Below are 13,345 nucleotides of genomic sequence, written 5' to 3' on the forward strand. Positions count from 1 at the left end.
GTTCCTACTTGGCCGCGACGGCGGCGCGCGGTGCGGGCCAGCGCGTGCGCAGCAGCACGGCGCTGCCCAGCAGCAGGGCAGCGGCGACCATCAGCGCCCGCGCCCCCTCGAAGCCCAGCATGGCGTGGGTGGTGAACAGGGTCAGCAACATGGGCGCGGCGCCGCTGACCAGCAGGTAATACAGCGAACTCCTGGCCGCGATCAGGTCGGCGGCATGGGCGTCGGGCGCAGCCTCGATCAGCTGGCGGCGCAACTGGATACGCAGGCTGTTGATGCAGAAGCCCAGCACGCAGGCTGCGGTCAGCACCGCCCACGGGTTGGCGAAGTAGACAATGGCCACGTCGGCGACGACGATCAGCGCCACCGCGGCGTAGCTGCCCAGCCGCACCCGCGGCAACACCGCCGCGCAGAAAGCGCCCAGGCCGGCCAGGCCGCTGGCGGTGCCAAACAGCGTGGCGTGCCAGCCGTTGAGCTTCTGGAACACGATGGGCACCAGGCTGTTGAACGCGCCGATGTGGAAACCGATCAGGCTCAACACCACGATTAGCAGGTACAGCTGGCTGCCCAGGCTGACGGCGGGCGCCGGCGAACTGCCCGGCTGGGACACCGCGCTGACCTCGGCCGAGATGCCCCCGACCAGGGCGATGGCACTCAGCGAGGCAATAGCGGCGACGGCGATGAACTGCAGGGTCTGGTTGAGCGGAAACACGTCGACGATCACCCCGCCCAGCATCGCCCCGCCAAAGGCGCCGATCTGGATAGCGGTCTGCATCAGGCGCGCCGAGGTGTCGCTGTTGGTCCGCCCGGCCAGCACCTGCTTGGTGTTCTGCGATTCCAGGGTGCTGATGGTGAAGTAATCGGTCACCCCCACCAGGAACGCGATGCCCAGGAAACCGACCGGCATCAGCGCCGCCTGGGTCAACGACAACCCCAGGATGGCGAGGAACACCGCGAGACGGATGTACACCAGCCGTTTCATGCTCAGCCCGACCGTGAAATAGCGGCCCAGGTACTGCTCCAGGGCGTAGGGCACCACCGTGGCAATACACAGCGTGGCGCCCACCAGGAAGGTGGAACCGGTGGCTTGCAGGCCGAACCACACCATGGCGATGACAATGGCCATGTCCAGGCCGGTGAACAGCGTGACGATGGTGTAGAACGCCGGCAGCGCTACCTTGTTGTTATTCATGGGGCCCCGTGGCGAAGGATGCGTGGCAGGGCATCAATGCTATAAGCCGGGGCGGGGCGGGGGCAGTTTGAAAAGAACGGTTGGCGTAGTGAAATTTACTAAAGCGTGTGGCGGCTAGGCTCTGCATGAAATGTGTGGAGCGCGCGTGGAACACTGTGGGAGCTGGCTTGCCAGCGAGCTTTTGAGGCCCGAAAAGCTCGCTGGCAAGCCAGCTCCCACACCAGAACCCACCCTCACATGCTTTTTCATACGTCCCCTAGGGACGCACCAGGCGCACCCGCATATCCGCCCCACTTGGCTGCTGATACAAGCTCAAGCCAAACTCCGGCAACACCGCCAGCAGGTAGTCGAACACATCGCCCTGGATACGCTCGTATTCGGCCCACACCGTGGTGCGGGTGAAGCAGTAGATTTCCAGCGGCACGCCCTGGGCGTCGGTCTGCATCTGGCGGACCATGCAGGTCATGTTCGGCTGGATGTCGGGGTGGCTTTTCAGGTAGGCCAGGGCGAAGGCGCGGAAGGTGCCCAGGTTGGTCAGGCGCCGGCGGTTGGCGGGCAGGTCGGCGACTTCGCCCTGGGCCTGGTTCCAGCTGGCGACTTCGGCCTGCTTGCGGCCCACATAGTCGGTCAGCAGGTGCACGCGGGCCAGGTGCTGCTGTTCCTCGTCGGTGAGGAAGCGCACGCCGCTGGCGTCGATGTTGAGGCTGCGCTTGATGCGCCGGCCGCCGGACTGCTGCATGCCGCGCCAGTTCTTGAACGACTCGGACATCAGCCGCCAGGTGGGGATGCTGACGATGGTCTTGTCGAAGTTCTGTACCTTCACCGTGTGCAGGGTAATGTCCACCACGTCGCCGTCGGCGCCCACCTGGGGCATCTCGATCCAGTCGCCCACGCGCAGCATGTCGTTGCTGGTGAGCTGCACGCTGGCCACGAACGACAGCAGGGTGTCCTTGTACACCAGCAGGATGACCGCCGACATGGCGCCCAGGCCCGACAGCAGCAACAGCGGCGAGCGGTCGATGAGGGTGGCGACGATGACGATGGCGGCGAAGATGTACAGGATCATCTTCGCCAGTTGCACGTAGCCCTTGATGGAGCGCGTGCGGGCGTGCTCGGTGCGCGCGTAGATGTCCAGCAGGCCGTTGAGCAGGGCGCCCAGGCCCAGGGTGAGGCACAGGAAGGTGACCGCCAGGGCCAGGTTGCCGATGAACAGGGTGGTCTTGTCACTGAGGCCCGGCACCAGCGCCAGGCCGAACTGGATGACCAGCGACGGCACCGTCTGCGCCAGGCGGTGAAACACCTTGTTGCGGTGCAGGTCGTCCAGCCAGTGCAGGGCCGGCTGGCGGGCCAGCAGGCGCATGCCGTACAGCAGCACCTGGCGGGCCAGGCGGCCCAGGCCCAGGGCAATGGCCAGCAGCACGGCCAGGGCCAGGCCGGTGCGCAGCAGCGGTTGATGTTCCAGGGCGGCCCACAGGGCCTGGGCCTGGAGCCAGAAAGCGTGAATATCCATGGGGTGCGACGGGCGTCCGGTCAGCGGTCGGGCCGGTCATTAGAGCCCATCGACACGACAATTTGGCAAAAAGTGCGTTACCACACGTAAAGAAGTTCGGCTTATTGCCGCGCAAACCGTTACGCTATGCAGTTGAATTTATGTACTTCGCCGAGGTAACACCCGTGTTTTCCCAATTCCCCTTGCATGAACGCCTGCTCAAAGCCGTGGCCGAGCTGAATTTCGTCGAGCCTACCCCGGTGCAGGTAGCGGCTATCCCGCTGGCAGTGCAAGGGCGTGACCTGCGGGTGACGGCGCAGACCGGCAGCGGCAAGACCGCAGCCTTCGTGCTGCCGATCCTCAACCGCCTGATCGGCCCGGCCAAGGTCCGCGTGGAAATTCGCGCGGTGATCCTGCTGCCGACCCGCGAGCTGGCCCAGCAGACCCTGAAGGAAGTGGAGCGCTTCTCGCAGTTCACCTTCATCAAGTCCGGCCTGATCACCGGCGGTGAAGACTTCAAGGTGCAGGCCGCCATGCTGCGCAAGGTGCCGGACATCCTGATCGGCACGCCTGGCCGCCTGCTGGAACACCTCAACGCCGGCAACCTGGACCTGAAGAAGGTCGAAGTGCTGGTGCTGGACGAAGCCGACCGCATGCTCGACATGGGCTTCGCCGAAGACGTCACGCGCCTGAGCGACGAGTGCAAGGACCGCGCCCAGACCCTGCTGTTCTCGGCCACCACCGGCGGCGCCGGCCTGCGCGACATGATCGGCAAGGTGCTGAAAGACCCCGAGCACCTGCTGATCAACAACGTCAGCCAGCTGGCCGAAGGCACCCGCCAGCAGATCGTCACTGCTGACCACAACGTGCACAAGGAACAGATCCTCAACTGGCTGCTGGCCAACGAGACCTACCAGAAGGCGATCATCTTCACCAACACCCGGGCCATGGCCGACCGCATCTACGGCCGCCTGGTGGCCCAGGAATACAAGGCGTTCGTGCTGCACGGCGACAAGGACCAGAAGGACCGCAAGCTGGCCATCGACCGCCTCAAGCAGGGCGGCGTGAAGATTCTGGTGGCCACCGACGTGGCCGCTCGTGGCCTGGACGTGGACGGCCTGGACCTGGTGGTCAACTTCGACATGCCACGCAGCGGCGATGACTACGTGCACCGCATCGGCCGTACTGGCCGCGCCGGCAACGAAGGCCTGGCCGTGTCGCTGATCTGCCACGGCGACTGGAACCTGATGTCGAGCATCGAGCGCTACCTGAAGCAGAAGTTCGAGCGCCGCGTCATCAAGGAAGTGAAAGGCACCTACAGCGGGCCGAAGAAGGTCAAGGCCTCGGGCAAGGCCGTGGGTGTGAAGAAGAAAAAGACCGACGCCAAGAAAGGTGACAAGAAAACCGCCGCCAAGGGCCCGACCAAGCGCAAGACAGTCAACAAGCCCAAGGCCGAGCAGCTGGTGAGCAGCGACGGCATGGCGCCGTTGAAGCGCCGCAAGCCGGCCGCTGACGCCGAATAATCCCGCGGTCGTAGCCGCTGCCGCCAGGCAGCGGTTGCTTGATGTCTCAGGAGTCGGCTTTCATGCCGGCTTCATCCAGCTCCTGCAGGCGCTTGTCGATCAGCTGGCACTTGTCCGGTAAATCCTTGCTGGCGGTGTCCAGCTTCATGCCCTGCAGCTCAGCGTTGATTTCCCTGGCCTTCTGCGGGTTCTGCTGGGTCAGCCTGGCCACCTCCTGCGCCAACTGCTCACGCTTGGCCGTGGCCTCTTCCAGGGTACAGGCGAAGCCGTTCACGCTTACCAGCAGCATGCACGCGCCCGCGATGCTCGTTACCGTCTTCATCATCCACCTCCTGCCGCGATACCCGGTGGAGCCTGCGCGCCCGCCGAAAGTTCAGCGTGAACGGCTGCGCGGCGCGCGGGTCACAACCTGTGTAGGCCCTTTCACTCTGTGTTGGAGGTAGCTCAGGATGACAACGTATAACTGGGATTTGATCGAACGCCTGCTGCATGAGGTGCAGAACGGCGCCGGGCACAGCTTCACCCCGCGCCCCTATGCCGAGCAGCATGCCGCCCAGGTAGCCGCAGACGGGGGCGCGCCAGGGGACCTGGACCACCTCAAGGCCCTGGCCGGCGAGTACGAGAAGCTGCTGCTGGACCGCGGCTACATCGCCCCGCGCCCCGAAGATGAGGGCGGCAACGGCGAGAACTTCGTGCTGACCCCGCGTGGTTCCAGCCTGTTGAGCCTGATCGACACCAGCATTCCGGGGCATGAACACCCCCGGCAGGTGCTGGATGAACAGCAGGACGCGCTGCTGCCGGACACCTTCGATGAGGTGGCCAGCAAGGCGCAGATCGCCGGTGGGTCGGTGTAACCGACCGATCGTCGGGCACACGCTGGCTGGCAGATGAAATCCGTCCTGATTGAGACCTTTTGCCGCACTTTACCCGGTGCGTATGATGGCAATCAGGACTATGATCTGCTTGAGACGACGCAAACATTGACCCGTCGCTCAGGTTTACCCTAAGGGGGGCTCTATGAACCGCACTCTGTACAACTGGCTCCACGACCTTGGCGTTGCCTTGGGCCTGATTCCGCCGCCGCTGCAGCCAATCCCGATTCCCACCGAAGACAAAGACCGTCGCCGCCAACCGCGCCGCTGAGTCTGCATTCAATCCACCGGTAGCCGCTGCCGCCAGGCTGCGGCTATGGGTTCGTCAGTGGCGCGCAATCTCGCGCAAGAACCGCCACAAGTCATTGGCAGTCACCGCCTGCTCCAGCAACCTGTCCTCCTCGATGGTAAACGCCGTCAGCCCGTACTCGTCCTCCAGGCGCGTGATCAATTCCATGATGTCCTTCTTGTCCAGCCCCAGGGATTCGAGGCTGACATCGTCGTCGAAGTCGCCGTCCCCCAGAAAGTCGCTGATGAAATTGTGCACGGTCTTGCGAATACCGAATCGCGGCATGGCGAGGCCCCTACGCGGAAGCGCGGTCGTGGGGATTCATCCGTTGAATCAAGCGGGAAAGGTCGTTGATGGTGCTGACCTGGCGCAGCACCCGGTCAGGGTCCAGCGGCACGCCGAAGAGCTTTTCCAGGCGGCGGAACAGCTCGGCCAGGTCCAGGCGGGGCGGGTCGCATTGCTGCGCCGCCAGTTGTTGCTCGATGGTGCTGTGGATATACAACTGAATGTCTGTGCGGTTCATGGCAGACCTCCGAAATGCGTGCACGCTCCGTCCGGCAATTCGTTTGCGGTACTGTCAGAACAACAGCGGCCTTCCTGGTGAAAGCGCCGCACCCCTTGGTTTATGCAACTACCAGGGATACGGCTTTTTTCAACATCTTAGGCCAGTTTGGCTGCCAGCGCCGGGCGGCGTGACAAAAGGCTGACGAGCACGAAGCTTACCAGGCCCACCGCCAGGCTGTAGTAGATGGGGGTGTTGGCATCCAGGCCGTCCTTGAACATGAACACCAGGGCGGTGATGAAGCCCAGGGTCATGCTGCAAATGGCCCCGGAAGTGGTTGCGCGTTTCCAGAAGATGGCGCCAATCAGCGGGATCAGCATGCCGCCCACCAGCAGGTTGTAGGCCAGGGTCAGGGCGCTGATCACGTCGTTCACCACCAGGGCGATACCCAGCACGCAGATACCGGTCAGCAGGGTGAACAGGCGGTTGATGCCCAGGCTCGACTGCTTGCCGCCGCGCAGCTTGGGCAGCAGGTCTTCGGTCAGCACCGTGGAGGCGGCCAGCAGGCCGGCGCTGGCGGTGGACATCATGGCGGCCAGGGCCGCGGCGATCACCAGGCCACGGATGCCATCGGGCAGGCTGGCTTTCACGATAGCGGCGAAGGCGTTGTTGACGTTGTCCAGGTCCGGCAGCAGCACGTGGGCGGCCATGCCGATCAGCGCGCAGGCCAGGCCGTAGACGATGCAGTACAGGCCAGCGGTGGTGCCGGCGTACACGGCGACCTTTTCGTTCTTGGCGGTGAACACCCGTTGCCAGATGTCCTGGCCGATCAGGATGCCGAAGAAGTAGATCATGAAGTAGGTGATGATGGTGTCCCAGCCGATGCTGGTGAAGCTGAAGCTGGACGCCGGCAGCTTGGCCACCAGCTCATCCCAGCCACCCACGCGGTACAGGCAGATGGGCAGCAGGATGAACATCAGGCCGACGGTCTTGATCACGAACTGGACGATGTCGGTCAGGGTCAGCGACCACATGCCGCCGATGGTCGAGTACACCACTACCACGCCGCCGCCAGCCATCACCGCCAGCCAGAACGGCAGGCCGAACAGCACTTGCAGCACGGTGCCGATGGCCAGGATCGAGGTCACGCCGATCATCAGCGCGTAGGCCAGCATAATCACCGCACTGGCCTGGCGCGCCATGGGGTTGTAGCGCTTCTCCAGCACCTGGGTGACGGTGAAGATCTTCAGCTTGAGCAGCGGCTTGGCCAGGAACAGGTTGAGGGCGACGATGCCCAGGCCCAGGGCCGCGCACAGCCAGAAGCCGGAAATGCCGTGCACGTAGCCCAGGCGCACGGTGCCGACGGTGGACGCACCGCCCAGCACGGTGGCGGCCATGGTGCCCATGTACAGCGACGGGCCCAGGTTGCGGCCGGCCACCAGGTAGTCTTCATGGGTTTTTGCCTTGCGCATGCCGTACCAGCCAAGCAGCAGCATGCCCGCCGCGTAGATCGCGACGACGAAAATATCCAGAGCCATGGGGAGTTTCTCCGATCTTATTGTGTACGTAGCAGCTGCCGCAGGCTGCGTCCTGATGTACAGGACGCGGCCTGCGGCCGCTGCTACGGGTTAGGCGGTGGTTGCGCTGGCAGCGATGGAGGTGCTGCCGGTTTTACCGTTTGGGCCGTATACCGCTGCCGCTTCGGGCACCAGCTTGAGCAGTACCAGGTACACCACCGCCGCCAGGCCCAGGGTCACCGGTAGGCTGATGTCGATGCCGCCGGCCAGGTTGCCCAGCGGGCCAACGAACTGCCCCGGCAGGTTGACGAAGCACAGGCCTACCAGGGCGCTGGGAATCCAGGCCCCCAGGCCGCGCCAGTTCCAGCCGTGGTGGAACCAGTAGCGGCCACCCTGTTCGCCGCGGGTGAACACCTGCAGGTCATCGGGGCAGTACCAGCCGCGGCGCACCAGCAGGCCGATCAGCATAATCACCATCCACGGCGTGGTGCAGGTGATGATCAGCACCACGAAGGTCGACACGCTCTGCACCAGGTTGAAGGCGAAACGGCCGATGAAGATGAAGGCAATCGACATCAGGCCGATCAGCAGCGTGGCCTGCACCCGCGACAACAGGCGCGGGAACACGCTGGACATGTCCAGGCCGGTGCCGTACAGCGAGGTGGTGCCGGTGGACATGCCGCCGATCACCGCCAACAGGCACACCGGCAGGAAGAACCAGCCCGGCGACACCGCCAGCAGGCCGCCGACGTAGTTGTTGTTGGCAATGTAGTCCGGCGCCTGGGTGGCGACGATGGTCGCGGTGGCCAGGCCGAACAGCAGTGGTAGCAGGGTGGCCAGCTGGGCGAGTACCACTGCGCCCATGATGCGCGCCTTGGAGGTGCTGCGCGGAATGTAGCGCGACCAGTCGCCCAGGAACGCGCCGAACGAGATCGGGTTGCTCATGGCCACCAGCGAGGCGCCGATGAAGGCCGCCCAGAAGCCGGCCTGGCCATGGCTGACGGTGCCGGCGTAGTTCACGTCGAAGGCCCCGGCGAAGGCGGCGATGCCCGACAGGAACAGGATGCTGGCGGTCCACACGGCGATCTTGTTGACCCACAGCATGAAGCGGAAGCCGTAGATGCACACGGCCAGCACCAGCACCGCGAACAGCCCGTAGGTCAGGCCCAGGGTCAGGTCGGTTTCCGGCAGGCCGATCAGGCGCTTGGCGCCGCCCACCAGGGCGTCACCCGAGCTCCACACCGACAGCGAGAAGAACGCGATGGCGGTCAGCAGCGACAGGAACGAGCCGACAATGCGCCCGTGCACGCCGAAGTGCGCACCCGAGGACACCGCATTGTTGGTGCCGTTGATGGCGCCGAACAGGCCCATGGGCGCCAGGATCAGCGCGCCGACCAAGGTGCCCAGCAGCACGGCCACCAGGCCGGCCTGGAACGACAGCCCGAACAGCACCGGAAAGCTGCCCAGCACCGCGGTGGAAAAGGTATTGGCGCCGCCGAAGATCAGGCGGAACAGGTCGAGGGGCTTGGCATTCCTTTCGTGGTCCGGGATCTGTTCGACCCCGAAGGTTTCTATCTGGCTGATGCTGGTCGTGCTGTTGTTATTGTTCATGATCTGCTCCGATCATTGCGGGCGCCCGTCTACGCGGGCGTCGCGGCGGTCAAGGGGAGGGCAGTGTCGAGGGTGCAGCGGACAAGTGTTCGTGGCAGGCCAGCCAGCGGCCTTCTTGTTGTTGGCGAAACACAATGGTCTCGCGCTCCTGGCTAAAGTACAGCTCCCCTTGCATGCGCAGCTGGGTGGCCACGTCATGCATGAATATCGCCACGTCACCCTGCAGGCTGACGACGGCGTTGCTCGAGGTGCATTCAATCACCTCGAAGCCATCCTCGCGCCGCCAGCCGTCCCACACCTCACGATAGGCATCGCGGGACAACAGGGGCTGCGCAAGGGTGTGGAACACAAAGGTGGCATCGGCCGTGAAGGCGTCGAAATACGCCTCGCGGTCGTTGCTGGCAAAGGCGGTGACCAGGTCGCGGGCGGCTTGCAATACTTGTTCTTGTTTGCTCATGGCCATGTCCTCAGCGGTGGACCACGCCCGGCAGCACGCAGAGCATTTCGTACAACAGGTTGGCGCCCAGCAGCGAGGTGTTGCCGGTGGTGTCGTAGGGCGGCGAGACTTCTACCAGATCGCAGCCGACCAGGTCCAGGCCCTGGCAGCCACGCACGATCTCGATGGCCTGGATTGTGGTCAGGCCGCCGATTTCCGGGGTGCCGGTGCCAGGCGCCCAGGCCGGGTCGATGCCGTCGATGTCGAAGCTCAGGTACACCGGGCCGTCGCCGACCTTGGCGCGCACTTCTTCCATCAGCGGCGCCAGCGACTTGTGCCAGCACTCTTCGGCCTGCACCACGCGGAAGCCCTGGTTGCGGCTCCAGTTGAAGTCCTCGGCGGTGTAGCCCTGGGCGCGCAGGCCGATCTGCACCACGCGGTCGCAGTCCAGCAGGCCTTCTTCCACGGCGCGGCGGAAGGTGGTGCCGTGGGCGATTTTCTCGCCGAACATGTGGTCGTTGACGTCAGCGTGGGCGTCGATATGCACCAGGCCTACCTTGCCGTGCTTTTTGTGGATGGCGCGCAGGATCGGCAGGGTCACGGTGTGGTCGCCGCCCAGGGTCAGCGGGATGACGTTGTGTTCCAGGATCTCGTCGTAGGCTTCTTCGATGATGCGCACGGCGTCCAGCAGGTTGAAGGTGTTGATCGCCACGTCGCCGATGTCGGCCACCGACAGCGAGTCGAAGGGGGCGGCGCCGGTGGCCATGTTGTAGGGGCGGATCATGACCGATTCGGCGCGGATCTCGCGTGGGCCGAAGCGGGTGCCGGAGCGCAGGGAGGTGCCGATGTCCAGCGGAATACCGACGAAGGCTGCGTCCAGGCCGGCTGCGGTTTGCAGGTGGGGCAGGCGCATCATGGTGGCGATGCCGCCGAAACGCGGCATTTCGTTACCGCCCAGTGGTTGGTGAAGAATCTTGTCCACGGGTTACCTCATCGTTTGTATTTTTTCTTTGCGCTCGGTCAAGGCCGGCACGTTGAGGCGGAGTCTGCATAAAGGTAGTGACCCTGAAGAATCGCTACAGAGAAATACTTAGTTCAGATTTTTCTGAAGTAATGGCGTTACACTAGCCGCCCGAATCATCCACAATCGTCTGACGTACCCCTGTAGGAGCCGGGCTTGCCCGCGATGGCGATCGCATTGGCCCCATCGCGGGCAAGCCCGGCTCCTACCGGTGGTCGGCGGCAGTCCTAGAATGTTGCAAATGCCATGGCCAACGCACTTCCCGACCTGAAACTGCTGCGCATCTTCGTCAGCGTCGTCCGCCACCAGGGCTTCGCCAACGCCCAGCAGGAGCTGAACCTGTCCACCTCGGCCATCAGCACCTACATGAGCCAGCTGGAGGCGGCCCTGGGCATCGTGCTGTGCCACCGCGGCCGCGGCGGTTTCAGCCTGACCAGCAAGGGCGAGCTGTTCCACCAGGAAACCCTGCGCCTGCTGGCGGAAATGGAAGGTTTCGAGCAGTACGCCGCCGCCCTCAAGGGCGAGCTGCGCGGCACCCTCAACCTGGGGGTCATCGACTCCACCGTCAGCGACCGCGCGCTGCCGTTTGCCGAGGCCATCGGCGCCTACTGCCAGGAGCACCCGGCGGTGCACCTGCACCTGTCGGTGTCCAGCCCCTACGAGCTGCAACTGGGGGTGCAGGAAAACCGCCTGGACCTGGCCATCGGCGCGTTTTCCACGCGCATGAGTGGCCTGGTCTACCAGCCGCTGTACCGCGAGCAGCACTGGCTGTACTGCAGCAACCGCCACCCGCTGTACGCCGAGCGGCGCATTCCCGAGCAGGTCATCACCCAGCAGCGCATGGTCGGCCGTGGCTACTGGAGCCAGGCCGAATTGGCCCGCCACGGCTTCAAGCACAGCGCCGCCACGGTAGAGAGCATGGAGGCGCAGTTGATCCTGGTGCTGTCGGGCGCCTACATCGGCTACCTGCCCGAACATTACGCCCAGCCTTGGGCCGACAAAGGCGACCTGCGGGTGCTATCACCGGCCACTTTCGGCTATCAGGCGCCGTTTTCCATGATCACTCGCCGCGGTCGCAGCCGTGAACCCTTGATCCAGACCTTCCGCGACCTGCTCAAGGCGCAGCTCACGCCGGTGTGAATCCAGCGGTGCGGCGCTGGGTCGCACCGCTAAAACGCCATTATTTGTGCGTTTGCCGATACTCGGCGCGTCGAACGCCCCTACAGCCCTGAAATGCTCTGCTACACTTTTCAGAGCTTGATGACACATTTTCTCATCGACAGCAGGGACGGCCCAACGATGCGCATGAATTTGCCCATTACCGAACACGAACGCACCTTTTCAAGCGACCAGCGGCTGATCTCCACCACAGACCTGAACAGCAACATCACCTACTGCAACGATGCCTTCGTCAGCATCAGCGGCTTCACCTACGACGAGCTGGTGGGCAAGCCCCACAACCTGGTGCGCCACCCGGACATGCCGCCGGCAGTGTTCGCGCAGATGTGGGAAACCATCAAGCTGGGCAAGCCGTGGATGGGCGTGGTGAAGAACCGCGCCAAGAACGGCGATTACTACTGGGTGAGCGCCTACGTCACCGCTATCTACGAGCACGGCCGCATCAGCGGCTTCGAGTCGGTGCGCTCGGTGCCCAGCCGCGAGCAGATCCGCCGCGCCAGTGAACTGTATGCACGCCTGCGGGCCGGCAAATCCCCGGTGGCGCCAGCGGCGCGTCTGGGCAAGGCGTTCCTGCGGGGCTGGCCGATCCTGGCCGCGGCGGTGGTCTCGGTGGTCAGCCACTTCCTCCTCGATGGCTACCCGGCGTTGCTGGTGGTGTTGGCCAGCCTGGTGGGCGCCTGGGCGCTGACCGAACGGCGCCAGGTGCGTGACATCGAACGCACCCTGGGCGACCACCCGAAATCCTTCACCAGCCCGCTGGTGGCCCTCACCTACAGCGACACACCCGGCGCCCAGGGGCGCCTGGACCTGGCTATGTTCAGTGAAGAAGCGCGGTTGCAGACAGCGCTAACCCGGCTGGTGGACGCCGGCGTCAGCGTGCGCGAGCGCGCCTCGCAGTCGTCGGGCCTGTCGGGCGCCCAGGCCGAGCTGCTGGACCGCCAGCGCAGCGAGACCGACCAGTCGGCCACGGCCATCGCCGAGATGGCCGCCACCATCCAGGAAGTTGCGCACAACGTGCAGAACACCGCCGTGGCCGCCGCCGACGCCGACCAGCTCGCCCAGCAGGGCAGCGCCCTGGCCCAGCAGAGCCTGCAGGCCATGGGCCTGATGAGTGGCGCGGTCAGCGAGATTGGCCAGGCGGTCAACGCCCTGGCCCAGGAGACCCAGTCCATCGGTAGCGTCGCCGACGTGATCACCGCCATTGCCGAGCAGACCAACCTGCTGGCCCTCAACGCCGCCATTGAAGCGGCGCGCGCCGGCGAGCGGGGCAGGGGCTTTGCCGTGGTGGCCGACGAGGTGCGTTCGCTGGCCATGCGCACGCGCACGTCCACCGAGCAGATCCACCAGATTATCACCTCGCTGCAGGCTGGCGCCGACCGCGCCGTGCACACCGCCACCCGTGGCGAGCAGATCTCCAGGGACAGCGTGCAGAGCGTCGAGGCCGTGCAGACCGCGCTGGTGGGCATTACCCAGGCGGTGAGCCGCATCACCGGCATGAGCCAGCAGATGGCCACGGCCTCGGAGCAGCAGAGCCACGTGGCCGAGGACATCAACCAGCAGATCACCCGCATCGCCCAGCTGTGCGACCGCAGCGCCACCCAGGCCCGCGAAGGGGCGCAGATCAGCCAGGAACTGGAGCGCATGGCGGAGTACCTGCACGACCTGGCAGAGCGCTTTAGCCGCTGACCCGCCGCGGGCTTCGCCGTCCCGTAGCCGC

Annotated in this window: 14 protein-coding genes and 1 pseudogene; 6 read left to right on the forward strand and 9 right to left on the reverse strand. The window is 64.9% G+C overall.

The genetic code is table 11. The features are described 5' to 3' along the window. Positions 1–4: 4 nt before the first annotated feature. Positions 5–1,189 carry a hypothetical protein gene (locus RAM80_RS24160; RefSeq protein ID WP_416422929.1) on the reverse strand — a complete coding sequence of 395 codons (1,185 nt, stop codon included), beginning with the start codon at positions 1,187–1,189 and terminating at the stop codon, positions 5–7. Positions 1,190–1,445: 256 nt separating this feature from the next. Then, on the reverse strand, positions 1,446–2,699 hold the full coding sequence (locus RAM80_RS24165; RefSeq protein WP_416422930.1) for a mechanosensitive ion channel family protein: 1,254 nt from the start codon (positions 2,697–2,699) through the stop codon (positions 1,446–1,448). Between the two features lie 164 nt (positions 2,700–2,863). Here RAM80_RS24165 and RAM80_RS24170 point away from each other — a divergent pair, with 164 nt between their 5' ends. Further along, positions 2,864–4,201, forward strand: coding sequence for a DEAD/DEAH box helicase (locus RAM80_RS24170; protein WP_416422931.1), 1,338 nt, complete (start codon positions 2,864–2,866; stop codon positions 4,199–4,201). A gap of 46 nt (positions 4,202–4,247) precedes the next feature. Here RAM80_RS24170 and RAM80_RS24175 read toward each other — a convergent pair whose 3' ends face one another. Further along, positions 4,248–4,523 carry a hypothetical protein gene (locus RAM80_RS24175; protein ID WP_416422932.1) on the reverse strand — a complete coding sequence of 92 codons (276 nt, stop codon included), beginning with the start codon at positions 4,521–4,523 and terminating at the stop codon, positions 4,248–4,250. A gap of 127 nt (positions 4,524–4,650) precedes the next feature. Here RAM80_RS24175 and RAM80_RS24180 point away from each other — a divergent pair, with 127 nt between their 5' ends. After that, positions 4,651–5,055 (forward strand): transcriptional regulator, encoded by a 405-nt coding sequence (locus tag RAM80_RS24180; protein WP_416422933.1) that lies wholly within the window; start codon positions 4,651–4,653, stop codon positions 5,053–5,055. A 163-nt stretch (positions 5,056–5,218) separates the two neighbouring features. Further along, positions 5,219–5,344 (forward strand): PA1414 family protein, encoded by a 126-nt coding sequence (locus RAM80_RS24185; RefSeq protein ID WP_416422934.1) that lies wholly within the window; start codon positions 5,219–5,221, stop codon positions 5,342–5,344. Positions 5,345–5,398: 54 nt separating this feature from the next. Here RAM80_RS24185 and RAM80_RS24190 read toward each other — a convergent pair whose 3' ends face one another. From RAM80_RS24190 to speB, 6 genes are all read right to left on the reverse strand, one after another. Continuing rightward, complete coding sequence (locus RAM80_RS24190) at positions 5,399–5,647, reverse strand: phosphopantetheine-binding protein (RefSeq protein ID WP_416422935.1); 249 nt, start codon at positions 5,645–5,647, stop codon at positions 5,399–5,401. Between the two features lie 10 nt (positions 5,648–5,657). Then, complete coding sequence (locus RAM80_RS24195) at positions 5,658–5,885, reverse strand: phosphopantetheine-binding protein (protein ID WP_416422936.1); 228 nt, start codon at positions 5,883–5,885, stop codon at positions 5,658–5,660. Between the two features lie 137 nt (positions 5,886–6,022). Further along, entirely contained in the window at positions 6,023–7,402 is a 1,380-nt protein-coding gene (locus RAM80_RS24200) for a sodium:solute symporter (protein WP_416422937.1), read from the reverse strand. A gap of 90 nt (positions 7,403–7,492) precedes the next feature. Continuing rightward, entirely contained in the window at positions 7,493–8,992 is a 1,500-nt protein-coding gene (locus tag RAM80_RS24205) for a purine-cytosine permease family protein (RefSeq protein WP_416422938.1), read from the reverse strand. Positions 8,993–9,041: 49 nt separating this feature from the next. Beyond that, on the reverse strand, positions 9,042–9,449 hold the full coding sequence (locus RAM80_RS24210) for a YybH family protein (protein ID WP_416422939.1): 408 nt from the start codon (positions 9,447–9,449) through the stop codon (positions 9,042–9,044). 10 nt (positions 9,450–9,459) lie between these two features. After that, positions 9,460–10,410 carry an agmatinase gene (speB, locus tag RAM80_RS24215; RefSeq protein ID WP_027977277.1) on the reverse strand — a complete coding sequence of 317 codons (951 nt, stop codon included), beginning with the start codon at positions 10,408–10,410 and terminating at the stop codon, positions 9,460–9,462. A 285-nt stretch (positions 10,411–10,695) separates the two neighbouring features. On the opposite strand from speB, the gene RAM80_RS24220 reads away from it, so the two are divergent. From RAM80_RS24220 to RAM80_RS24230, 3 genes and pseudogenes are all read left to right on the forward strand, one after another. Further along, a complete protein-coding gene (locus tag RAM80_RS24220) occupies positions 10,696–11,589 on the forward strand; it encodes a LysR family transcriptional regulator (protein ID WP_416422940.1) in 894 nt (297 codons plus the stop codon). A 165-nt stretch (positions 11,590–11,754) separates the two neighbouring features. Then, positions 11,755–12,060: pseudogene (locus tag RAM80_RS24225) on the forward strand (PAS domain-containing protein); the annotation flags it as partial. A 138-nt stretch (positions 12,061–12,198) separates the two neighbouring features. Continuing rightward, the gene (locus RAM80_RS24230) at positions 12,199–13,314 is read left to right on the forward strand and encodes a methyl-accepting chemotaxis protein (protein WP_416427550.1); all 1,116 of its coding nucleotides are present in this window, start codon (positions 12,199–12,201) and stop codon (positions 13,312–13,314) included. Positions 13,315–13,345 lie beyond the last annotated feature (31 nt).

The organism is Pseudomonas sp. App30 (assembly GCF_047947025.1).
Taxonomy (GTDB): Bacteria; Pseudomonadota; Gammaproteobacteria; order Pseudomonadales; family Pseudomonadaceae; genus Aquipseudomonas.

Coding starts and splice junctions, on each gene's coding strand:
- RAM80_RS24220 (WP_416422940.1), top strand. CDS start 10,696: ATGGCCAACGCACTTCCCGACCTGAAACTGCTGCGCATCTTCGTCAGC.
- RAM80_RS24165 (WP_416422930.1), bottom strand. CDS start 2,699: ATGGATATTCACGCTTTCTGGCTCCAGGCCCAGGCCCTGTGGGCCGCC.
- RAM80_RS24180 (WP_416422933.1), top strand. CDS start 4,651: ATGACAACGTATAACTGGGATTTGATCGAACGCCTGCTGCATGAGGTG.
- RAM80_RS24185 (WP_416422934.1), top strand. CDS start 5,219: ATGAACCGCACTCTGTACAACTGGCTCCACGACCTTGGCGTTGCCTTG.
- RAM80_RS24190 (WP_416422935.1), bottom strand. CDS start 5,647: ATGCCGCGATTCGGTATTCGCAAGACCGTGCACAATTTCATCAGCGAC.
- RAM80_RS24195 (WP_416422936.1), bottom strand. CDS start 5,885: ATGAACCGCACAGACATTCAGTTGTATATCCACAGCACCATCGAGCAA.
- RAM80_RS24210 (WP_416422939.1), bottom strand. CDS start 9,449: ATGAGCAAACAAGAACAAGTATTGCAAGCCGCCCGCGACCTGGTCACC.
- RAM80_RS24175 (WP_416422932.1), bottom strand. CDS start 4,523: ATGAAGACGGTAACGAGCATCGCGGGCGCGTGCATGCTGCTGGTAAGC.
- RAM80_RS24205 (WP_416422938.1), bottom strand. CDS start 8,992: ATGAACAATAACAACAGCACGACCAGCATCAGCCAGATAGAAACCTTC.
- RAM80_RS24200 (WP_416422937.1), bottom strand. CDS start 7,402: ATGGCTCTGGATATTTTCGTCGTCGCGATCTACGCGGCGGGCATGCTG.
- RAM80_RS24160 (WP_416422929.1), bottom strand. CDS start 1,189: ATGAATAACAACAAGGTAGCGCTGCCGGCGTTCTACACCATCGTCACG.